This window comes from Alteromonas hispanica (assembly GCF_010500915.1).
In the GTDB taxonomy this organism is placed as follows: Bacteria; Pseudomonadota; Gammaproteobacteria; order Enterobacterales; family Alteromonadaceae; genus Alteromonas; species Alteromonas hispanica.
In genome coordinates this window covers 182,306-204,865 of record NZ_JAAAWP010000006.1, presented here as the reverse complement: position 1 = coordinate 204,865, position 22,560 = coordinate 182,306, and the positions used below count along the sequence as shown (strand labels likewise).

The window sequence follows — 22,560 nt, the reverse complement described above, 5'->3', positions numbered from 1 at the left end:
TTTGTTTTTACTGATAGCTAAAGAGTATTACTTTTTACGTACTATCAATAGCAAACCAACTACTACTGCTTTTAAAAAGAGTGCATTCAATGAAAAATTTGTACCCATCTAGCTTTGTCACATTACTTACTTTCTTGTCCATGACGCTGGTAATAAGCACAAGTGTGAACGGCCAAAACAGAATTGATACACAGCGACCCGATGCCCCCAAATTAGCTGCTTATGGAAAACATAAGGTGGGTGTGCGTACACTTGAGCTTGTTAATCCAAACCAAATTGATGTGGTCAATATTGATACCACCGACCCAGATTCCCCCGTGATCCCAAGATACGACAGACCGCTCTCAGTGGAGCTTTGGTACCCAGCAGCTGACGATGCTAACGGTGGTAAGATACAAACCACTTATTTGCGAGATGGAACAACAGAAATTGAGATTAGCGGAAAGGCAATGCGCGATGCGAAACCGCTAAAGGATAGTGAGGCTTTTCCTTTCATTGTGATTTCTCACGGTTACCCAGGTAACCGCTATTTAATGGCGCATTTGGGAGAAAATTTGGCATCTAAAGGGTACATAGTTGCTGCCATTGACCATACTGACTCTACCTACCGTACTCTCGCAAGCTTTCAGTCAACGCTGGTTAATCGCCCATTAGATCAAGGATTTGTTCTAGATGAAATGGAAAAAATGAACGCAACGCCCAGCTTCTTTTTGCATGGAATGGTGGATATAAACAATAGCGCCATCATTGGTTACTCTATGGGCGGATATGGTGCTGTTATCATGAGTGGAGCAGGCATAACTGAACAAGCAGTAACGTCTGATATGTTGGTACCATCGGGTCTTTTGAGCATGTATCAAAGTGGGGCAGCTTCACAATCGAGCAGGCCAGACCCACGCATTAAAACAGTGATAGCGTTTGCGCCTTGGGGAATGAATTATCGTTTGTGGAATGAAAAGGAGTTAGGGGAAATTGATATTCCTATGTTGTTTGTTGCGGGTTCTGTCGATGATGTATCGGGCTATGAGAATGGTGTGAGGGCCATATGGGGTAAGGCGCAAAATACTGAGCGCGCACTTCTCACTTATGAAAACGCCAATCACGGTGCAGGAGCACCGATGCCGGCGCCCGAGGAAAGTTTTTACTTTAATACCGAGCTAGGCATTAATGTGAGTGAACATTACACCGACCCAGTTTGGGCCAATACACGAATGAATAACATTGCCCAGCACTTCGCAACTGCATGGTTAGGAAAGTATTTAAAAAACAACGATGCAATGAATAGATATTTAGATTTGGTGCCTTATTCAAATGAAGGCGTTTGGGCTAAAGATGAAAGTGGCCAAGAAAAACCAGAGCATACGCACTGGAAAGGCTTTAAAAATCGAACAGCAAAAGGTTTAAGGTTTGAATGGTTAAGGCCTTAACACTGCGAGATTAAAACCAAAGCAAAAAAACCGCTTGCCACTTTTGTGGCAAGCAACTTCTTCACCATCCCCCAATCGACAGCCACTTATCTATGGCAACCCCATTTTCTACAACATAATAATGGTCGTATTGCGCCGCGGTGGCGCATGCATGATTAGGCAAGATTTCTATGGCTTTTGCTGCTGGAAATTGAGTGAAAATACTGTCGTTGTTCTCTGCAGAGCTATTTAAGGAACTGTCTATATGCTTTTCTGAATGGCTTTCTGGGCTTGCATTTGAAACCTCAGTAATAATACCGTGCTCTTGATTGGCGTCGCTCATAATATAGCGCGCCTCGTGGCTGCCTGAAGGGGAGACTAACCCGTAGCCATAATCTTGCGGGTGGTCGGCAGTACCTCTATCTCTCGACATGGCCATCCAACCTGCATCGGTGATTACCCAGCCTTTATCTTTTTGATGGCCTATTACCGTGCCTAATACCGACATGGCAATATCGTCTATGTCGCATACACCTAATCCCGCCATAACCAAGTCGAAAAAAACGTATACGCCTGCGCGTACCTCGGTTATTCCGTCTAGTTGGTCAACCGCAAATGCGGTAGGGGTAGAGCCAATAGAAACTGTATTGCAATGTATTCCCACCTCAAATAAACGCTTTACTGCGTGTAAGGTAAGGTCACGCTCTTGTGCCGCCATGTTTTGCTTTGCTTTTTCAGTAAAGCAGGCATAAGACTCACCCGCGTGGGTCATAACCCCCTCAAACTTTGCATGAGCACTATTGTTGATGTGTTTGGCAATAGAGAGAAGCGCATGTGAGTGAGGGTTTACCCCAGAGCGATGCCCGTCGGTGTCTAGCTCAATAATGACTTTGAACACGCAGTTGTGCTCCGCCATTTTATCAAGCACTAGCGACAGCATATCTTCGTTATCAATGACTATGGTTAGGTCACAGCCTTGCTGAATAAGCTGCGCTACGTGAGCTATTTTGTTTGGTGTAATACCCACCGCATACAAAATATCGTTCATGCCGTGTTTAAAAAAATAGTCTGCCTCTTTTAATGTTGAAACCGTAATGCCTTTAACGTTGCCAGCATCAATGATGGCTTTAGTTACCTCAATCGACTTATGAGTTTTTACGTGAGGGCGTAGCGTGCATTGCAAATTACCAATATGCGCGGATAGCCGAGCGATATTCCGCTGCATTTTGGCTTTGTCTATCAAGCAGCACGGAGTGGGTAAATCTTCAATGTTGGTTGGAGTAAAATGCATAAGCGCCACACTGTAATTTAGATATCATATACAGTAATGCACTAGCACTCATGTTTCGAGTTTAATTCTCTAGGCGAGCTTAGAGAATTACACTAACTCCTGAAATTGATTTTGACGGTGTCGACTATATTTTTCTCTCACAGCAAATAACAACCGTTCCAATAGACACTCTTAAAGTCACAGTTGGAACGCTTGAGGAATCAAGAGCTATACTTATCGACGCGATAGATTTTGCGATTACGGATTATTTAAACGCTAACCGTTCGAATTCTGACGTAGCTGCATTAAACGCAGTTCTTTTGACAGAATATTTTGATTAGTCTGCATAAAGATCCACAGCTTCACTGCAATTTGTATATTAACGCTCAAAATAAAGCACACTCCCCAAAAAACCTGATTATCGCTCGACGCATTAAAAAATTCATATCCACACCAAACAAGCAAAAAGGTAAATAGAATGGCCAGTAGGTAGCCAATTTTCATTATTCCGACGAATCTAGATTCGAAACCAAGCTTGAGGTAACTTTTAAGCCCTCCGTCTATAAGCTCATCGAGTTCTTCAGATTGCTTTTGCAATTCACGTTTTATTTTTTCATCGATTTCATTTTTCATCGCTTATTTCCTCTCATTTTTTTCAATAACTGCTTTGAGCGTAGTTCTTGCCCGATGTAACCTCGACTTTATGGTTCCCTCAGGGACGCCAAGTACCAGACTCACTTCTCGAACAGAAAGATCGTTTACATAGTAAAGCTCTGCGGTTTCTCTCTCGCTACTGTCTAATTGTTGAAGCAAGGGAAACAAATCGAAGTCTTTCGAACCATCGGTTTCGTAAACGTGTTCATTCTGTGGGTCGGGTAACAAAACTTCTCGATTTGACTTTCGATACCAGTCATTTAACTCCCAAATTAGCGCCTTAAACAACCAACTTTTAAACAGTGAAACGTTGTTCAACCTATTTATCCTTCGATAAACTTTAAGCCATACATTTTGCGTGATGTCCTCGGCTATCATTTTATTTTTAACGCGAACGTACACATACTTTTTAAGAGAGTGGTTAAAATGTTCATACAATTTCTGCACGGCAGAGCGGGAGCCCATCTGAGCCTCTAATACTAAAATTTCAATTTCTAAATCATCCATGACGTAAAAGAAGTTCGATAAGCTCAGTTAAAAACACGATCACCATCCTCAAAATTTGAACTAGCATACATACTCCATACCTAATTAATGAAGTAAAGACGTATCAAGGGGCAAAAGGGTTCGTGGTTTGTAAAATATTTTGAGAAGCAAGTAAGGGAAAAAATAAAAAAAAGCCAGGTATGAAATTCACATACCTGGCTTTACAGTTAGCGCTTAAAACAACAACATTGCAAAACGTAACGCCATAATGGTGCCGCTACTAATTAGAAGTTATAACGTGCATTTAGTGCAAATGTATTTAAATCATCAGATGCTTCATAACCTACACCCACAGCGAAAGCAGGAGAAAAGAAGTAATCAGCTCCAATAATAATTGACGTGTCGCTGCCGCTATCGCTGTCTATATATTTCACCGCACCGCGCAGTTCTACATTGTCCATTACCATAGAGCGTGCACCTGCAGTCAAGCCGTAACCATCTTCACCGTCAGATTCACCCACACCAGATACTTCAATATCTTCATAGCTAACAATACCGAACAAGTCTGTTTGGTTAGAGAGGGCATAGCGATAGCCTAAGCCCAATGTCAGCATGTCTAAATCTACTTCTAAACCAAAAATATCGTCGTTTTGTTGAGAGTAGTCACCGGTAACAAAAACCCTGTCGGTAACAAGCTTCGATGCAGAAATAGCGAAGCCATCTGGCTCGTATTCAAAATCAGAATCATCAAAGTCGGTCATTACGTAGCTGCCTTGCACGAAATCCCATGCAGGAGCTGCAGCGAAAGAGCCTGCAGAAATAGCACTTAATGCAGCAGCAAGAATTAGTTTTTTCATATATTCATTCCTTTTTTATAACGTGTTGATGGTTGGGAAACCAAAAGTACGCAGCGGCTGGAATGTACGCTTTTCAAAAAGCTATGTCTCTAAGTTTCAATGACTTATATGTTACTGGATGTTTTCATTTATACAGGGTTGTCATTTAATTTATGACGCAAAAGGAAGGGGTAAAGACCGGATGAAAATAGGAGAAATACGTAAAGTTTGAATCGTTTAAGAATGTAATTTTATTGTTAATTTTAATGGGTGTTTTTTAATCAGTTGTGTCCCCTTGGTTAATTTTTATATAAAAATATTCATCCTAAATTTATATATTTTTAATATATAAAAGTTACAAGTCTTTCATCTGAATCAAATTAACGAAATGTTTGTACTAATAATCTATGTTGTTGTAGCATGAATTGCACGCAGGTTGAAATGACACGTCACCGCGTCGTATTACACATCACCAAACATAATAAGAATAATATTTATACAAACACCACGTCTTGAAGGAGACACACAGTGAACAAAAGTAACTTCCCAAAGGGTCGCAAACTTAATCGTATTACGTCAGCGCTGCTTGCTGGCTCATTACCATTATTTGCCGCACTTTCTTTCCCCGCATTAGCGCAGGAAACGGAAGAAGAAAAAGAAAGTTTTGAAAATATTATTGTCACTGGTACGCGAATGACCAACCGCTCTGCGGCAGATTCTCCAGTACCTGTTGATGTGATTAGCGGTGATGAATTCCGTCAAAACTCGTCTTCTGACGTTCAAGATATGCTTCGTACTAACGTACCGTCTTTCGATGTAAACACACAGCCTATTAGTGATGCGGCAACCATTGTTCGTCCGGCGAACATGCGTGGTTTATCACCAGATAACGTGCTTGTGTTGGTTAACGGTAAGCGTAGACATCGTGGCTCTATTATCTCATTCTTAGGTGGTGGTATTTCTGATGGTGCACAAGGTGTAGACATTTCAGCGATACCTTCACTTGCCCTTAAGCAGGTTGAAGTATTGCGCGATGGTGCATCGTCTCAGTATGGTTCTGATGCCATTGCCGGTGTACTTAACTTCTTGTTGCGCGACAACGACGAAGGTTTCGAATTGCGTGCAAACTACGGTTCTACCTATGAAGGCGATGGCGACAATTACACCATTTCTGCCAACGCAGGTTTCTCCCTCGGCACCAGCGGTTTTGTAAACGTAACGGCTGAAGTTCGCGATGTTGAAGGCACTATTCGCTCTGTGGTTCGTGACGATGTGGCCGGTATGGTTGATGCGGGCTATCTTGCTCAATCAGACTTCTCTACCATTAACGCTTACACCAACGAAGTTCCTCAGTACTGGGGACAGCCAGACGTTGAAGACGACGTAAAAGTATTTATCAACTCAGGTTACGAGTTTAGTGATGCGGCTGAATTATATCTTTTCGGTAACTACGGTCAGCGTACAGTAACCGGCGGCTTCTTCTATCGTAACCCGGTTACAGAAGGCAGCCAGCGCGGTGGTGTGTATGCAGGTCCATTGGTTGATCCACTCACTGGTCTTGAAGATCCGAACGGTGTTCACTCTGTGCTAGTGGGTGATTTAGACGGTGTTGGTGTCGGCGGAAGCTGTATTGCCGGTATTCCAATTGGCGGAAACGGTAATGTCTTCCCAGACCCAGATTTCCTTGCACAGGTTCAAGCAGACGATAACTGTTTCTCGTTCATCGAAACCATTCCAACGGGCTTTGTTCCTCGCTTTGGTGGTGACAATGAGGATATGGCTTTCACTGTAGGTTTACGCGGCGACTTAGAAATAGGTAACGGCCTTTACTACGATGTGAGCGCACAGCGCGGCTCTAACAGAACCGACTTCTTTATCAACAACACCATTAATGCGTCACTTGGTCCAGATACGCCTCGCGACTTTAAACCGGGTGGTCAGGAACAAACAGAAACCTTGTTTAACCTTAACTTTGTGTACGGTGTTGATGTTGGCTTTGAATCAGATTTGAACGTGGCATTTGGTGCCGAATACCGCAAAGAAGAGTTTGATTTGTTCGCCGGTGATGCAGCGTCATTTGCGTTAGGTCCATTGGCAAGCCAAGGGTTTTCCTCAAGCTCTAACGGCTTCGGTGGTTTCCCAAGCGACACCAGTGCTTCGCAAGACAGTACTGCGTTCTATGTGGATTTAGAAGCTGATGTTACTGAGTCTCTTACGTTACAAGCGGCGGTTCGTCGTGAGGACTTTAGTGAATTTGGTGATACTACCGATTTTAAATTAGCGGGTATCTTTCACGTAACTGACGATTTCCGTATTCGAAGTGCTTATTCAACTGGCTTCCACGCACCAACAGCTGGCCAGGCGAATATCACTAACGTAACTACGCAAAACGTAAACGGCGTGCTTATTGACCAGGGTACATTGCCACTGTCATCAGCAGCCGGTCAGTTAGCTGCCGACTTCATCGAAAGCCAAGGTAACGGTCGTCCAGACTTAGGCCCAGAGGAAGCGAAAAACTTCTCAATTGGTTTCTCTGCTGATATCGCAGATATGAGCTGGACTGTCGACTTCTACAATATCGAGCTTGAAAACCGCGTAGCACTAGGTGCTAACGTAGACTTCCTGGATGCACTTAACTTTGCAGGTGGCGGTGCTAACTATGGCTCGGTATCTGAAGCATTAACTGAGCTTGATTCTGCGGGCATTATCGACCGTCAGAACTTTATTGGCCTAGATGATTTATCGCAGTTCAGATTCTTCTCTAACAGCTTTGATACCACAACACGCGGTATCGATGTTGTAGGTAACTACAGTTTTGATGCATGGGGCGGTAGTTCTCGCTTAACACTTGCGGCTAACTACAACGAAACAGAAGTTGATGATGTAGGTACACTCAACCCAATTGGCGAAGGACGTGTTGCTGCCATAGAAGATTTGCTGCCTAACTTGCGCGGTAATATTTCTTGGACACACACTCAAGGCGACTTCAGAACCCTAGTAAGAGCTAACTACTTCGGTGGTTGGGACGACACGGGTAACGGTGTAGACGATATCGATGCGGAAGTATTGATTGATGTTGAAGTGGTGTATAGCTACAACGAATATCTTGACTTAGTAGTGGGTGCGAACAACTTGTTCGACACTTACCCTGAAGAGAACCCAAGTGCGGGTAGCCTGGGTCAGCTATATTCAGAAGCAAGCCCGTTTGGCTTTAACGGCGGCATGTACTACGTGCAGGCACGCTATACTTACTAAGCCTTTAAAGCTTTAGGTAAGTGAAAAGCTAAAAGTAACAACATAAAGAAATGCCGCTTTGTTTGTGCTCTTTTTATAGAGTATAAGCTAAAGCGGCATTTTTGTGTTTGGCATAAAGCGCTGAAATACGCGGTAATTTAACCCTAGCTTACTGGTATTTCTTAAGCTCTAGTCTAGATACCATACCTTTGTGCACTTCATCCGGTCCGTCGGCTAAGCGCAAGGCACGCGCCCCTGCAGCAAAGCGCGCTAGTGGGAAGTCGCTGCACATACCGGCTCCACCATGTAATTGCAGTGCCATGTCTACTACATCTTGCAACATATTAGGCACTACCACTTTAATGGCTGAAATTTCTGTCATGGCGTGTTTTACACCAAGGTTATCGATCTTCCAGGCAGCGTGAAGGGTTAGCAGTCTGGCTTGTTCAATGGCCATACGTGCATCGGCAACCCGCTCTAAATTACCACCTAAGCGAATAATAGGCTTACCAAAAGCCACACGTTCATGGCCTCGCTTAAGCGCCAATTCTAACGATTTTTCTGCCATGCCGATTGCGCGCATGCAGTGATGAATTCTGCCCGGCCCTAATCGGCCCTGCGCTATTGCAAACCCTTTACCTAAACCGGCAATTACGTTGGCTTTGCTTACCCGCACGTTGTCGAAATGCATTTCGCCGTGGCCGTAGGGGGCATCAAAGTCGCCATAGGCATCTAGCATGCGTTTAATTGTAATTCCTGGTGTATCAAGTGGCACTATCACCATGCTGTGGCGGCTGTGCTTATCGTTATCTGGATTCGACAGCCCCATAAAAATAGTAAACGCTGCATTAGGATGGCCTAACCCGGTAGACCACCATTTCTTGCCATTGATAACAACATCGTCGCCATCTTCAATAATGGTTGCCGCCATATTTGTAGCATCGGACGACGCTACATCTGGTTCAGTCATTCCAAATACTGAGCGTATTTCACCAGCTAATAACGGCGTTAACCATTTTGCTTTTTGTTCGTCGTTACCAAAGTGATAAAGCACTTCCATATTGCCAGTATCTGGTGCATTGCAATTGAAGATCTCAGGCGCAAATAAAAACTTACCCATACGCTCAGCCATAGGCGCATATTCGAGCGTGGTAAGCCCTTTACCTAATTCGCCATCGGGTAAAAACAAGTTGGCTAAACCCGCGTCGCGCGCTTTTTTCTTCAGCTCTTCAGTTTTTGGGTGAAGCTTCCAGCTCTTCCAGTCGCTATGGTTATTTTCTTTATGATGAAAATCGTAAACCTCGTTTTCGATAGGCTCGATATGCTCAGCAATAAACGCATCTAGCTTTTCCAGCATTGCGTTAGTTTTGTCGTTATGTGAAAAGTCCATAGCTACCCTCGATAGTGAAATTGTATTCGGTTTTAGTCTGCGTATATGGCGGCAAGCATATTTTGCTAATAGTTTGCTAATAATTTGCTAAATGATGGCTTGCCTTACTGAATCGGCTCAACAACACGATTAATGCATCTTTTATTCACACAGCTTAGTAAAATAAGAGCGTTGAATGAAATGAAATATAATCCCACTACACTATGAATGCTGTTCACATCGTGCTTAACTAGTTCATGAAGCCTAGTTATTTAACTGGATATACGCCATGCACTTTTTGTAGCACGTTCAAGCGGGGCACGGTGAGGAAGAAAAAACATGATCGATAGTAGACAATTTGAAAAGCTCGACCTGAATTTATTAAAAGTATTCGAAGCCCTGTGGCAGCAGCGCAATATGTCGAGAGTTGCGGAAACGTTGCACATTACGCCCTCTGCAGTAAGCCATGCTATGCGCCGGTTCAGAGAAATACTGGGCGACCCGCTTTTTGTAAGAGACAAGCAGCACATGCTACCAACAGCGGCTTGTGAGCGACTTGCTCCAGATGTTTTGCATGCACTTACGCAAATACGAAGTGCGCTTGGGCAGTTTAATCATTTCGACCCTGCGCTCAGCCACCAAAGGTTTGTAATTGCGATGCAAGAATCACTGGAACTTGGAGTGCTTCCTACTTTGCTGGCAACACTAGAAGAAAAAGCGCCAAATATTGAGATAGTAAGTACACGCTTACAGCGAGACTCGATGCAGGCAGACTTAAGTAATCGCAATTTGCATCTAGCCATTGATATCGGACGAGCAGTACCCAAACCTATTTCTCATAGTTTACTTCGCCGCGATAATTATAGGGTTCTTATGAACCGCAATAATCCGTTGGTGAATAATGTAGATAAAAAAGCCTATTTAGAGGCCAGGCATATCACTGTATCTAACAGAACGAAGGGAGCGTCGGTTGAAGAGATTGCTTTGCAACAACTTGGCGTAAATAGGCCTTCACTTTGGCGCTGCCAAAACTACCGTGCCGCTGCCGACGTAGTCGCCTGCACTAACGCAATACTTACTTTACCTGGCTCTGTCGCCGATGCCATCTCCGGCGACAATCTAATTTCTGCACCGCTTCCTTATGGGCTACCCGCCTTGGAAACTCATCTGTATTGGCACAGTCAACACGAAGGTGAGCCCGGTTTAATGTGGTTAAAAGCACTTATGTTACTGCTGTTCGCCGAATCTGGTCTAACCAGATAATTTTTGCTAGCATGCAATACGTGCTTATTTAGGTGAGTTTATGAAAATTCATACGTTGCCAGGTTATATACAACATATTTATCTCGCAGAAGACAGTGAGGGACTGCTTTTGCTAGACGGTTGTAGCCGCGCCGATGTTGATAAGGTGTGTCTGTATATCACTAGCACGTTGGGCAGGCCGCTAAGCGATCTCAAGCTAATTGTGGTTACTCATATGCACCCCGACCATGCCGGTGGCGCAATGCGACTTCGCGCTCGAACCGGCGCGCAGGTGGCAGCACATCCTAAAGCAGCCGCATGGTATACCGGATTAGGTGGGCGCACAGCGCATGTTATCGACTTGCTATTAACCTGGTGGGTAGCAGACAGAATAGGTAAAGAAAGAGCGCCTATTTGGTATAACCCAGTGTTAGCGCCCGATATTATTTTAAAAGACAAACAGCGTTTGCCGGTGTTCAAACAGTGGCAAGTACTTTACACGCCAGGCCATACCGATCATGACCTGTCTGTAGTGCATGTTCCTAGCAAGCAAGCTTATATTGCCGATGTGTTGGTGAAGGTGAAGGGAAAGCTTGTACCGCCATATCCGCTTTGCCACCCCAATCAATACAGGGAGAGCCTGAAGACGTTGGCCCAATCTTCGATAGAAACCTTTTTTTGTGCCCACGTTCCGCCTACCGCAAAAGCCGACATCGACTTTGAGCACGTTATCGACAACGCGCCGAAAAAGCCCAAGAATCACTGGCATTCAAGTAAAAATCGCATCAAGAAAAAGCTATTTGGGCTGACTGAAGAGCACTAACTCTGTTTACCGCCTGTTACATTTTTGCACGGCTTGAAACTGTGGCACCAGCCTTGCTTTTATCGCAAGAAGAACCACTATAGTAAGTAGAGTCTACGCAGCTTGTGTAACGCTGTTATGGCTGTATTTAGTTATCGCTTGGCCAATAACGAGAAGCAAATCACCATCATGCAGAAAAAAGTGGCGCAAAAAAAAGTGGCGCAAAATAAAATGGCTGCACTGTTAGAGAAAACAATGACAGCAGCGTCGCTTACAGGTAACACTCTAGCCGACGTTTTCAGCAAGGAAACTCACAGGTTTACCATTACTGGGCTAAGTCGCAGCGGAAAGTCGATGCTATTTACCAGCTTGGTCACTATGCTTAAAAGCAGAAGTGAGGAAGGTTATGCCTGCTTACCACTACTGCGTTACTTGCCGCCATCACAGGTGTTAGACATACGCGTTGAGCCCATTGATGGCTACACGCCTTTTCCCCAAGAAGAAAATATTGCCGCCCTTGAACAGGGGAAATGGCCAGCAGCAACCGAGCAAGCCTTTGGGTTTAAGCTCATAGTACGGTTAAAGCAAACGGCCTCTATTAAAAAGCACTTGCTGCCTCATACCGATGTAGTTTTTGAGTTTATCGATTATCCTGGTGAGTGGATAACCGACATTCCCATGTTGAGCAAAACGTATGCGCAGTGGTCTGATTCCTCATGGGCTCAGTTAAGCGGAGGGCCTCAACAGCATTTTGCCAAAAACTGGAAGCAGGTGGTTAATGCCTTTGATTTTGAGCAACCGCCCACAACAGAGCGTATTCAACAGTTAGTTATGGCCTACCGAGAATATCTGATAGAAGCCAAGCGCCATGGCATATCGCTGTTACAACCGGGCAGTTTTTTACTCGACGCCAGCGATTTTGATTGGCAGCACTTTGGCTTTACGCCATTGCCTTCTAGCATTACCAGCGACGTATCTCACCCTTGGTATAAAGCATTCGAAGAACACTTTGGTACGTTTCAGAAGAAGTGGCTAACGCCGCTTAAGCAGTCAATTTTTAAAGAAACCGATAAACAAATCATTTTGGTCGATTTGTTCGAAGGGCTTAATCATAGCCGTCAGCATTTGTATCAGTTAAAAGAAACGTTAAGCCATTTGGCCGATACCTTTGTGTATGGCCAAAGCAGTTGGTTTTCGCGCAATGTGTTAAAGAAACAGCAAATTGGCAAAGTGGCGTTTGTGGCTACCAAGGCCGATCTTATTCCGGTAAATCAGCGTGAAAACTTATTAAGCTTACTTACCCAAATTACAGAGGGCGCAAGAGCGCGCTTTACCGATAAGCCCATAGAATTTGAGCACTTTCTGGTATCGGCCATGCAAGTTACAGATGAGGGCAGCACGCCGCAGGCTATTCGCTACAAAAACCGCGACGGGGCCTATGTTGAATCTGTGTTTGAACCTGTTCCAAGCACATTAAAAGAGATGGAAGAGGGGGCGCACTTTCCTGTTCCCAATGCACGAGTACCATCAGATTTTAAAGCAAGAATATTGGCCGGCAAAGGTGTAGACAGGTTGCTACAGTTCTTGCTGGGCAAAGGAGAGCAACAATGAACGAGCGCAAAGACGGGCCGTTTTACACAAGTCAGTCAGATAGCCCTTCAGACAGTATGTCAGATAATGACAGCAAGGTGTCTGAGCAAGCACCAGAGACAGCCAGTGAACATAGTGGCTACAAAGCACCGTATCGCTCGAAGGTTACTACCCATACCCTTGATATAGAGCCGCCAGAGACTAAACTTCCCGCGCAGGTTGAAAAAGACAGTTGGGTAGTAGACTCAACAGATAGCGGTATCTCGCTAGGGGGCGCTACGCTTATTTTTGGTGTGTTGAGTGTGCTTGGCTTTTTTACCTTCGACGCTTACACCACCTTGGTCGCTAATGTGAGTGAACACCCTGTGGGCACGGGAGTTTTGGGCGCATTACTGATTGGCTTTGTAAGTAGCTTTAGCTATTTAAGCTTTCGAGAGTGGCGAGGCTATAAGCAAGTCAATACTGCCATGAAAGACGCTTCTGCTATTCGTACATTATTTACCGAAAAAAACGATGCTATGGCGCAAAGCAGCATCAGTAAAAACCATGTCCAGAAAGTGCTTAACGCCCACGGCCAGCGGTTTTCGAAAGGCTCTTATGCCCAACAGTGCTTTGCTCGCTATAAGCAGTTGGTGCAGGATGATATGAATGCCACTGAGTTGTTGGGGTTGTATGAAGATACTGTGCTAACGCCGGTACAAGCCAAAGCTCATAAGGTGCTAAATAAAGAATCGGTTACCGCCGGTAGCTTAGCTTTTATAAGCCCTAACAACTTAATTCAAACCTTCGCTGTTATTTGGATTAGCTTTCGTACTATTCGCCGCATGGCGCGAGTTTATGGCTTACGCCCAAGTACGGCGGGAAATTGGAAGCTGCTGAAAGTACTGGCACAAAACATTGCTGCGCAGGGTATTTTCGATTTAGCTACTGACGAAGTGGCGAATCAAATTGGTGGTAGTTTATCGGCTAAGTTTATGGAAAATTCCGCCGAGGCCATTGCGGCAGGGGCATTAAACGCAAGATTAGGCAGAGCATTAATCGCGCTGTTGAAATAAATGAGAGATAAGCACTAGTGCTTGTGTGGCTTTAAACGATAGCCAGCTAAAAGGCGCTTTACAGCGCCTTTTTCGTGGGCATAACTACGTTGGCAAATATAAGCCCTGCCACTAACGACATAAAAATGAGAAAGACTTCTTGGCCTAAATGATCTGCCTGCACAAAGTCTTTTCCCGTCATAAACGAGTTGAGTCCAATATAGGTTTTAGAGCCCGGTACCAGCACAATTAACCCGTGCATAGCAACAATGGTGGCGGGCTGATTAGCAATGCGAGTAAAACCATTTGCGAAAATACCTAGCGCAAATGCGCCCACAAACGCACCTAGTCCGGGGCTCATAAAGTCAGCGCTGTACGCTGTAGCGCTATAGGCAATGAAGGCCGCAGCTAACGCCCATGGAATGTGCTTAACTCGCGTTCTAAAAATGGCGACTAGAGCAATACAAAGCAGTAAAACCGATAGCCAAGTTGCCCAATAAGGCAGAGACTGAGCGGGTGTATAAATATTCTCACCAAACAGATTAAAGCCTGCGGTAACACCTAAAAATGCCCCAAAATACAGCTTAAATAACTGCATAATAGCGTCCATAGTGCGCGCAGTGCCAGACACCATGTTGCGAGAAGATAGCTCGGCTAAACCCATAGTAAGCGCTAACCCCGGCACAAAAACAATAACAGACGATAGCACCACCAAGGGAATATTAATGCCCGGATCTACGTAGCTGCCAACTGCGCAGGCTAGCAAACCTGCAATAAATGCGGTCATGGGTTCAAGCATAAGGTTAACGCGTTTTGAGCGCTCGGCCCACAGTGTCCATACAAACGCTAATAACCCAAGCGCGCTCGACCAACCAATTTCAGACCAGCTTGCACCCATTAGCATAGCAAACGCACCGGTCGCCATGCCAAATGCAATACCGGTAGGAATTTTGCCATACGGACTGCCCATGGCATCTATTTCGTCTAACCGGGTATTCGCTTCGCTTAATGACAGTTCGCCGTTAAGCAGTGAACTGGCAAGTTCGTCGGTGAGCGAAAGGGCATTCATATCTAACTCACCAGGCATAAGGCGAGCAGCATGATTATATTCGTCTTCGTGACGATCGCTCCAAATAACAATAGTTAATGACGTGGGCGTAGAAATAAACGACGCATGCACACCAAGGTACGTGGCGATTTCCGTAAGGTAGGCTTCTAATCTAAATGCAGGCGTACCGTACTTGTGCAGCATTTTGCCAAGTTTAACAATGAACTTTCGAATTTGAATAAATTCAATCGTATCCAACAGGGTTCCTTAGTGAGCTGTAGCAGCTTGTGGCTGCTTTATACATAAACTTAAGATAAGAAAAAGCCAGATAAACATCAATTTATCTGGCTAAATTTTGTGCGGATTGTACGGAGCCTTCTTGGTGAAAGCAAAACAAATTTTCTCTAAAAGTGCATTAGAAAAAGTTATGGTTTTTATCCAGCGATTTGTTGTCCTTCTTTATAAAACTGAAGTGCTGTTGCAGTATCTTGTTTACGTTCACTAATGGCTGAAAGAAGGAGTAAGTCTTCTTTGCGTGAAGCCATCTTCGTGGCTTTCAACAGCGCTTTCTCAGCTAATACATCGTCGCCAGAATTAAATGCCACTTGCCCTAAGGTAGAGTAGAGCTGAATGTTTTCTTCGTCTTGTTTTATCCAGCTTTCTAATAAACGCAGTGAAGGTGATGCATCAGGAATATTGAGCTGAGAAAACAGTGGGAATAAAAGGCTATTTGGACCGCGCTTTTGCCAGTCTACTAGTAGCTTCTGTGCATCAGCGTGCATACCTTGGTCGAGCAATTGCTGAACATAAGCTGCTTGATAAGTATCGTCGTGACGCATTTTACGTGGGAGGTTTTCCCAGTAATTTTTTAGCTCAACCGCACCTTGTTTACTGGCTATCTCAGCAAACTTGCCTTTTGCAATGCGTTGCGACCATGTTTTGTAATCATCTTTTGGCAGTGACTTGCGCCAGCTTGAAAGGTTGTTTTGAAGGTCTTGCCACTTGCCAAGTTTTGCAAGTATTTGCGCTTTCAAGCGAATCACTTGTTTATTTTCTTGCTCTTTTTCACCAAGAGCGTTTAGTCTTTCCAGCGCGTCATTGTGTTTGTCTTCACTCACATCAATACGTGCCTGCATGATAGTGGCGGGAAGAGCAGCGTTGGCAAAATCTGACGCTTGCTCTAAAAAATAACGCGCTTTACTTAATTCACCGTTGGTGTGGGCTATTTGTGCCGAAGCCAAATAGTTAACCCCCTCAAAATCGCCATTGGTGGTTTTAGCGAGGGACTTTTGAGCAAGTTCGGTATCGCCTGCTGCCATTGCATGTAGGCCGTCGTAAAAGGCGCGTCTGCGTTTGCGCTCTCCCAGCGTTCCAAACCAGCGGTGCGATCCAGTAACCAAACTAAGCGACCAAAGCACTAAACGAGATAGTACATACCAGGCTATCAGCGCACCTAATACCAAAATACAAAAACTGATAACGGTCATTTCAACCGCGGTTTCACCTAAAGAAATTAACACATAGCCTTTGTCTCCCAATATCATTGGGCCAACAATAAGCGCGACAACAAATGCGGCTAATACCGCTAGGGCAATAGCTAACCATTTCATAGTGCGCTTGCTCCTTGACCAAAGACTTGTTTAACGCGGCTGTCTAACAATCGCTCTAGCGGCTGCTGCGACACAAGCTCTGTGGGAATTGGGCGAGAAATATCAGTTTCTAATAAGTTTTGAACAGCGTTGACAAAGCCGCTTACCTGACTTTTCTCTATATCAAACTTTTCGATAAGAAGGGTTTGCGAATATTGTAACGACTGCTTGTAAAGTCCAGCATCGCCAGTGAGGGCGGCAGACTGAGCGTGCATAAGCTGCAGGCGAAGCTGCTCTTTAATTAGAAACTGAGCTTCTAACGACAGAACCGGTTCAATAGGGCCTTCAATAGATTTTACCGTTAAAAAGTCATCCACCAACGAATGCCAAACTTTAGCAAGGTTGTCTTTCCAGTCGTCGGTAGATTCAGAGAGCGCATTGTCTTGCGCTGATGTGTCTTCTGGCTTTTCAAAGGTATCTAAAGGTAGCTTATCTATTTGCGCTACCATACCGGTTAACGCAAGGGCAACTGAACTTTGCGACACTGGGTTTAGCTGTTGTAGAGTTTGAATATCTTCTGCTAGGCTGGCTCTTACCGGCAGAACAGAGGGGTCAGCAAGAGACTTTAAGCGTTTGTCAGCATTCACTAACAATAAAATGGCTGTGCGAACATCATTTTCTAACCATAATTTTCTGCCGGCCATGCGCACTAGATAATCTGCTTCTGCAATTAGCCAGTCTGCTGGGCGACGGCCTTCCATTTGATTTAATTGCTCTAGGGTAGACTCCGCTTGCAGCGACAGTTTTTCATTTTCTTTTTGCAGGCTAGAAATGGTGTCTTTAAGTGTTTGGTTATCTTGAGCTATGCGGTTGAGTGCAGTGTTCACTTCATCTCGTGCAGCTACCAATGCTTGCACCTGAGCTGAGTTTTGCTGTTGTGCTGAGGTCACCTGGCTACTCGTTGCCTGTTGTTGGGTATAGTACCAATATCCAGCGCCACCAAGACCGATAACCAACACAAAGAGAATGAAAACAACAAACCATAACAGACCATTGCCAGATGATGATTTTTTCGCTTTGTTATTGTCACCTTTGGCTGTGCGTTTAGATGCACTGGCATGAGTGGGTTGGTCTGTGCTGTTTTTCACGTCAGCACCAGCAGCACCAGTCACGCCGTTATCTTGTGAGCTATCTTTAATTAGTGAAGTACTCTTACTTTTCGAGGCGCTTTCATCTTGTGAGCCATTTGCTTTATTATCGGCCATTCAATACTCCCAGTTATCCTTTACCCAAGCAATGAGCGCTTGGTCAGTGGCACGGTGACAAACACACACCTTAGACACTCCAATTTCTTCTAGCGATGCTGCAACTCGCTCGCTAACCGTTAACCAAGGTAACGACAAAATATGATTGCCTTGGCTTCGTAATAGTTGTGCTGCCATTGCTTCGCTTGTAGCGATAATGCCGCGAACATCCTCAACTTTCCAGCCTTTTGTGTAAATTGGGTCTGCAAGTTGCTCTGTTCTGTAAACGCAGAAGCTCTGGCACAACGCACCCTTTGCATCTAGCCCATCAGCGATAGCCTGTCTACCGCCTTCGCCTTTAATAATAACCACTTGTTTGTCATTTGCCTCATTAAGTTGAGGCATAGCCAATATACCCTCGGAAGTATGCTTTTCTGGGGTAAGGATGGTGAGGTGTTTTATCTGCGAAAGTGCGCTAGTAAGCTTTTTCTTCGTGGCGTCACCTACTGCGATAATAAGCGGTAGGTTTCTTTGTATACTCTGAGCATGTTGAGAATGAGTATGTTGAGAAGCAGTAGAAGAGCCATGCTCTTTTAGTAGAGACTTTACTGCATTTTCTGCTGCCGCGACAGCGTAAACGCTGGTAACAATAATAATATCGACAGGGTTGTCTGCCATAAATGTGGTAATGGCGTAATACTCAGACTTAACATCAATGATGTCGCAAGTAGCTACGCCCACCGCATTTATCCCAGCATCGCTAAATGCTTTTGCACTCGTTGCTAGTTTAGGAAGAGGGCGTGTAAATAAAAGCATGACGAAGGGTTTACTCGTAAAGCGCTTTTAAAATTTCGCCAGCGCCTTGTTCAAGCAATGCTTCGGCAACTTCAATACCAATATCTTTCGCTTTTTCTGCCGAAGCTGTGGCCGAGGCAAATAGCAGGGTGCTTCCATCGGGCTTGCCTACCATGCCTGTCAGTGTAAGCGTGTTTCCGTCCAAAGTAGCGAAACTGCCAATAGGTACCTGACATCCGCCCTCTAAGCGTTCATTCATGGCTCGCTCTGCGCTAACGCGAACGTGGGTTTCACTGTGATTTAGCGCGCTGAGTAATTCAATAAGTTGGCTATCGTCATTTCTACACTCAATGCCAACTGCGCCTTGGCCTACCGCGGGTAAAGACACCTCGGCGGGTAATGCCATTTTTATTCTGTCTTGCATTTTTAAGCGGATAAGCCCAGCAGAGGCCAAAATAATAGCGTCGTAGTCACCGGCGTCCAATTTGGCTAAACGGGTATTGACGTTACCGCGAAGATCTTTAATCACAAGATCTGGGCGATGTTTACGAATTTGACACTGTCTGCGCAAACTACTGGTTCCCACCACAGCGCCATTAGGCAGAGCATCAAGACTGTCGTAGTGGTTAGAAACAAACGCATCAAACGGATTTTCGCGCTCGCAAATGGCGTGTAATCCAAATTCTTCAGGGAATGCTACCGGCACATCTTTCATAGAATGCACAGCAATATCTGCGCGGCCTTCTAACATGGCAATTTCTAGTTCTTTTATGAACAAGCCTTTACCACCAATTTTTGCTAGCGGCGTGTCTAGAATTTTATCGCCTTGGGTACTCATTGGCACCAACTCAACGGTGAGAGAAGGATGATGCTCTAGTAACTTTGCTTTCACATACTCAGCTTGCCACAGCGCAAGTGCGCTTTTTCTGGTTGCAATTCGAATGGTGCGAGAAGTGTTGAGGTTACTCATGATAATTCCAGACTATAAATAAGATAAACGAATACGATGCTAGCATTAGGTTATTATGATTTCCAAAATGCTGCTCTAGTTGATTAGCGCGTATTAACCTTACGTTATTACAAGCTATGCTAATATTGACAAAAAAGTTTACTAATAAATGTAAGCCGCATTATACGCATATTACTTGCAAATGTTCGTTTTCGGCTGGTTTTCCTCATATTTATATGGAATAACAACACTTAACAAATGTGCTGAATAAATACGCCGAATAAACACGTTTAGGCAACTGCGTTAATTGCTTTGTTACATTAACGGTAGGCGAGTAACGCCGAGCGTTATTATAAAGTCTTAAATACTATATTTGTGAAGACAGATTGACCACTGTCCTCACGCTTTATCGAAAAAGAAGGTTATATGGAACATTCATTTCTGCGTAATTTATTGCAGAGCGTTCACAAGGACGAGGCTGAATCTAAACGACGACGCTTAACGCTTTATTTTATTTCTTATGTTGGCGGCACCATTATGGCCGTAATGGCAGGAATAAACTATGGCGGGGACAATCCCTTTTTAGTTGGTTCACTAGCCCTATCTGCTGTCATAATTTACCTGAATCTGTTTTTATCGCATAAGTTCCCTAAAGCGGATTTTTCTTATTATCTCGCTGGGTTCATTGTGATGTTTACCATCAATGCCCTTGTTTACACCGGTGGTTACAACAATACCGGGCTGTATTTTCTTTACCCTCTCATTTTCATTCAGATAATTGTGGTGAGCTTCAAGCCAGCAATGTTGTACGTGTCAGTCACCATGGCACTGGCTGTGTTTATGTTGTTTAACCAAGAGCTGATTCACGCACAATATTCTGAAGCAGACGTGTCTCGGTTTCTTATCTCCATGGCATGCTTTATCTGTGTATCGTTTATTGCTGAAAACTTCTGGCATCAAAGCCGACGTGAAATGCTAGAGGAAAACTTAGAGCGAATGCGTCAGGCTAATACAGATCCGCTTACTAAGCTGCCTAATCGTCGTTTTTTAGAGGCAGTGTATTTTGAAAAAGTGACGAAAGACCCCGCAGACTATTTTCCACTTAGTACGGTGGTAGTAGACATTGACCACTTTAAAGTCATAAACGACTCCTACGGGCATGATGTGGGTGATGAAGTACTGCAATACTTTACTGGTTTGATGAAAAGTGCCGTGCGCACCACTGATATCGTGGCGCGTACTGGGGGCGAGGAATTTTTAGTTATTTTCCCTAAAGCAACACTTACACAAGCAATAAAATTGGCTGAAAAGATCCGCATTAAAGTAGAGCAAAACCCCTTCGACAAAGGTGACATTCATCACCCCATTACTGCAAGTTTCGGAGTAGCCACGGCGCTTACCGATGGCAATATTAACGCCACGCTAAAACACGCAGACGATAATTTATATCAGGCGAAAAAGACTGGCAGAAACAAGGTAGTTTAGGCCAATACTTTTTGAAGCCATACGCTGATGTCGTTTAACTCTTGCATGCACACGTTGTGCTGCATAGTGTAAGTTTGCCAGGTAGCGTTGTAACCGTTCTCCACCATGGTTTTATACGCGGCATTACCCATAAATACCGGCACTACTTCGTCTTGCTCGCCATGGGCCATCATAATCGGTGTTTCTTTGTTTACGTCATTGGCTTGGTTAGCAAGTAGTGAGGGCTCGCACATATAAGTGGATAATGCCATCACGCCGGCGAGCTTTTCGCTGAAACGCGGAGCTAAATGCAGCGCAATAACGCCGCCTTGAGAAAATCCAGCCAGCACAATGCGACTAGCAGGGATGCCACTTTCTATTTGTGCGCGAATTAATTGCTCTACTTGCAGTGCAGATGCTTCAACGCCGTCTAAATCGGCACGACTTTCAAAATCGAGGGATTTAATGTCGTACCATGCCCGCATTCGCATACCGCCGTTAATGGTAATGGGGCGTTCTGGAGCATGAGGAAATAAAAACTTAACCGCCATAGAACCGGGAAGCTTGAGTTCAGGGACAATGGGGGCGAAGCCATGGCCAGAGTCGCCAAGCCCGTGTAGCCAAATAACGCAGGCGTCGGGTGTTGATGCGGGCGTATTTTCTACGCATTGTAGTAGCGGCTCGATCATTGTTTTTATTCCTGTTAGTCGTATTTTATTGGCTTTATGCACAACTCAATTGTTGTCTGCTGGACAGCAGATTTATATGCTATCATCGACATATAAAATCACCACAGTTTAACGAAACTTTATTACCCATGGCTTCACTACTCGGTAACTTATTTATTCTTGCAGCACCTTCAGGCGCTGGGAAATCAAGCCTTATTAAGGCGTTAATGGAAAAATACGAGGGCAACACCAATACTCCAATGCAGGTGTCTGTGTCTCACACCACGCGGCAACCCAGGCCTGGCGAAATAGATGGCGTGCATTATCACTTTGTTACTAGAAAGCAATTTGAATCACTTATTGAACAGGGCGTATTTTTCGAATATGCAGAAGTGTTTGGCAATTACTATGGCACTTCTCGCGTTACCATAGAGCAAACTCTTTATCGCGGTATCGACGTATTTTTAGATATCGATTGGCAGGGCGCCAGGCAGGTGAAGGAGCTTATGCCAGACACGTGCGGTATTTTTATCTTACCGCCCTCGCTTGAGGTGCTAGAGCAGCGATTAAACCATCGCGGCCAAGACAGCGAAGATGTCATCGCAGGAAGAATGGCCCAAGCCGTGGATGAAATGTCTCATTTTAATGAATTTGGCCATATTATTGTTAACGACGATTTTGCCACCGCACTTAGTGAGTTAGAAGCTATAGTAAGTGCGCAGCGTCTGCGCTCGGTTAAACAGCAAATTCGCCATCAGCCTTTGCTCGACGCATTACTTGGTACGGCGTAATTGTAACTTGTGGTTGCTAATACTTAATCTACTATTGGTAGAAGGGAAAAAACAGTAAGATCACCGCGATCACGCTGTGTTATATTTCA

At 44.6% G+C, this 22,560-nt stretch carries 20 protein-coding genes; 9 read left to right on the top strand and 11 right to left on the bottom strand.

Annotation, left to right across the window (positions count from 1 at the left end):
* Window positions 1-89: 89 nt before the first annotated feature.
* Window positions 90-1,427 (top strand): alpha/beta hydrolase family protein, encoded by a 1,338-nt coding sequence (locus GTW09_RS11305; RefSeq protein ID WP_163111972.1) that lies wholly within the window; start codon window positions 90-92, stop codon window positions 1,425-1,427.
* Between the two features lie 61 nt (window positions 1,428-1,488).
* On the opposite strand, the gene GTW09_RS11300 is transcribed toward GTW09_RS11305, so the two are convergent.
* Window positions 1,489-2,697 carry an alanine racemase gene (locus GTW09_RS11300; protein ID WP_163111971.1) on the bottom strand — a complete coding sequence of 403 codons (1,209 nt, stop codon included), beginning with the start codon at window positions 2,695-2,697 and terminating at the stop codon, window positions 1,489-1,491.
* A gap of 86 nt (window positions 2,698-2,783) precedes the next feature.
* On the opposite strand from GTW09_RS11300, the gene GTW09_RS11295 reads away from it, so the two are divergent.
* The gene (locus GTW09_RS11295; protein WP_163112032.1) at window positions 2,784-3,017 is read left to right on the top strand and encodes a CcdB family protein; all 234 of its coding nucleotides are present in this window, start codon (window positions 2,784-2,786) and stop codon (window positions 3,015-3,017) included.
* Here the strand turns inward: GTW09_RS11295 and GTW09_RS11290 are convergent.
* The 3 genes from GTW09_RS11290 to GTW09_RS11280 form a co-directional block, all read right to left on the bottom strand.
* Window positions 2,953-3,309 (bottom strand): DUF6768 family protein, encoded by a 357-nt coding sequence (locus tag GTW09_RS11290; RefSeq protein WP_071978232.1) that lies wholly within the window; start codon window positions 3,307-3,309, stop codon window positions 2,953-2,955. The genes GTW09_RS11295 and GTW09_RS11290 overlap by 65 nt on opposite strands.
* A gap of 3 nt (window positions 3,310-3,312) precedes the next feature.
* A complete protein-coding gene (locus GTW09_RS11285; RefSeq protein ID WP_239059364.1) occupies window positions 3,313-3,795 on the bottom strand; it encodes an RNA polymerase sigma factor in 483 nt (160 codons plus the stop codon).
* 305 nt (window positions 3,796-4,100) lie between these two features.
* Window positions 4,101-4,673: an outer membrane beta-barrel protein gene (locus GTW09_RS11280; RefSeq protein WP_163111969.1), complete on the bottom strand. Its 573-nt coding sequence runs from the start codon at window positions 4,671-4,673 to the stop codon at window positions 4,101-4,103.
* Window positions 4,674-5,180: 507 nt separating this feature from the next.
* Here GTW09_RS11280 and GTW09_RS11275 point away from each other — a divergent pair.
* Entirely contained in the window at window positions 5,181-7,907 is a 2,727-nt protein-coding gene (locus GTW09_RS11275; RefSeq protein WP_338024949.1) for a TonB-dependent receptor plug domain-containing protein, read from the top strand.
* 148 nt (window positions 7,908-8,055) lie between these two features.
* Here GTW09_RS11275 and GTW09_RS11270 read toward each other — a convergent pair whose 3' ends face one another.
* Window positions 8,056-9,276 (bottom strand): acyl-CoA dehydrogenase family protein, encoded by a 1,221-nt coding sequence (locus tag GTW09_RS11270; RefSeq protein ID WP_163111968.1) that lies wholly within the window; start codon window positions 9,274-9,276, stop codon window positions 8,056-8,058.
* 318 nt (window positions 9,277-9,594) lie between these two features.
* Between GTW09_RS11270 and GTW09_RS11265 the strand changes: the two genes are divergently transcribed.
* From GTW09_RS11265 to GTW09_RS11250, 4 genes are all read left to right on the top strand, one after another.
* Window positions 9,595-10,518, top strand: coding sequence for a LysR family transcriptional regulator (locus GTW09_RS11265; RefSeq protein ID WP_163111967.1), 924 nt, complete (start codon window positions 9,595-9,597; stop codon window positions 10,516-10,518).
* 40 nt (window positions 10,519-10,558) lie between these two features.
* On the top strand, window positions 10,559-11,320 hold the full coding sequence (locus tag GTW09_RS11260; protein ID WP_163111966.1) for an MBL fold metallo-hydrolase: 762 nt from the start codon (window positions 10,559-10,561) through the stop codon (window positions 11,318-11,320).
* 210 nt (window positions 11,321-11,530) lie between these two features.
* Entirely contained in the window at window positions 11,531-12,910 is a 1,380-nt protein-coding gene (locus GTW09_RS11255; RefSeq protein WP_163112030.1) for a YcjX family protein, read from the top strand.
* Window positions 12,907-13,944 (top strand): YcjF family protein, encoded by a 1,038-nt coding sequence (locus GTW09_RS11250; protein ID WP_163111965.1) that lies wholly within the window; start codon window positions 12,907-12,909, stop codon window positions 13,942-13,944. The genes GTW09_RS11255 and GTW09_RS11250 overlap by 4 nt, the downstream gene beginning before the upstream one ends.
* Before the next feature lie 58 nt (window positions 13,945-14,002).
* Here the strand turns inward: GTW09_RS11250 and GTW09_RS11245 are convergent, their stop codons facing one another.
* The 5 genes from GTW09_RS11245 to hemC all read right to left on the bottom strand — a co-directional run bounded on the left by GTW09_RS11245 (window position 14,003) and on the right by hemC (window position 19,569).
* A complete protein-coding gene (locus GTW09_RS11245) occupies window positions 14,003-15,229 on the bottom strand; it encodes a threonine/serine exporter family protein (RefSeq protein ID WP_071978239.1) in 1,227 nt (408 codons plus the stop codon).
* Window positions 15,230-15,405: 176 nt separating this feature from the next.
* Entirely contained in the window at window positions 15,406-16,581 is a 1,176-nt protein-coding gene (locus tag GTW09_RS11240; RefSeq protein ID WP_163111964.1) for a heme biosynthesis HemY N-terminal domain-containing protein, read from the bottom strand.
* Window positions 16,578-17,825, bottom strand: coding sequence for a uroporphyrinogen-III C-methyltransferase (locus GTW09_RS11235; protein ID WP_163111963.1), 1,248 nt, complete (start codon window positions 17,823-17,825; stop codon window positions 16,578-16,580). The genes GTW09_RS11240 and GTW09_RS11235 overlap by 4 nt, the downstream gene beginning before the upstream one ends.
* On the bottom strand, window positions 17,826-18,620 hold the full coding sequence (locus GTW09_RS11230; protein WP_163111962.1) for a uroporphyrinogen-III synthase: 795 nt from the start codon (window positions 18,618-18,620) through the stop codon (window positions 17,826-17,828).
* Between the two features lie 10 nt (window positions 18,621-18,630).
* Window positions 18,631-19,569 (bottom strand): hydroxymethylbilane synthase, encoded by a 939-nt coding sequence (hemC, locus tag GTW09_RS11225; protein WP_071978243.1) that lies wholly within the window; start codon window positions 19,567-19,569, stop codon window positions 18,631-18,633.
* 405 nt (window positions 19,570-19,974) lie between these two features.
* On the opposite strand from hemC, the gene GTW09_RS11220 reads away from it, so the two are divergent.
* Window positions 19,975-21,033 carry a GGDEF domain-containing protein gene (locus GTW09_RS11220; protein ID WP_163111961.1) on the top strand — a complete coding sequence of 353 codons (1,059 nt, stop codon included), beginning with the start codon at window positions 19,975-19,977 and terminating at the stop codon, window positions 21,031-21,033.
* On the opposite strand, the gene GTW09_RS11215 is transcribed toward GTW09_RS11220, so the two are convergent.
* Window positions 21,030-21,701 (bottom strand): alpha/beta hydrolase, encoded by a 672-nt coding sequence (locus GTW09_RS11215; protein WP_163111960.1) that lies wholly within the window; start codon window positions 21,699-21,701, stop codon window positions 21,030-21,032. The two genes, GTW09_RS11220 and GTW09_RS11215, sit on opposite strands and share 4 nt — an antisense overlap.
* 128 nt (window positions 21,702-21,829) lie before the next feature.
* Here GTW09_RS11215 and gmk point away from each other — a divergent pair, with 128 nt between their 5' ends.
* On the top strand, window positions 21,830-22,471 hold the full coding sequence (gmk, locus tag GTW09_RS11210; RefSeq protein WP_163111959.1) for a guanylate kinase: 642 nt from the start codon (window positions 21,830-21,832) through the stop codon (window positions 22,469-22,471).
* The last annotated feature ends 89 nt before the right edge of the window (window positions 22,472-22,560 follow it).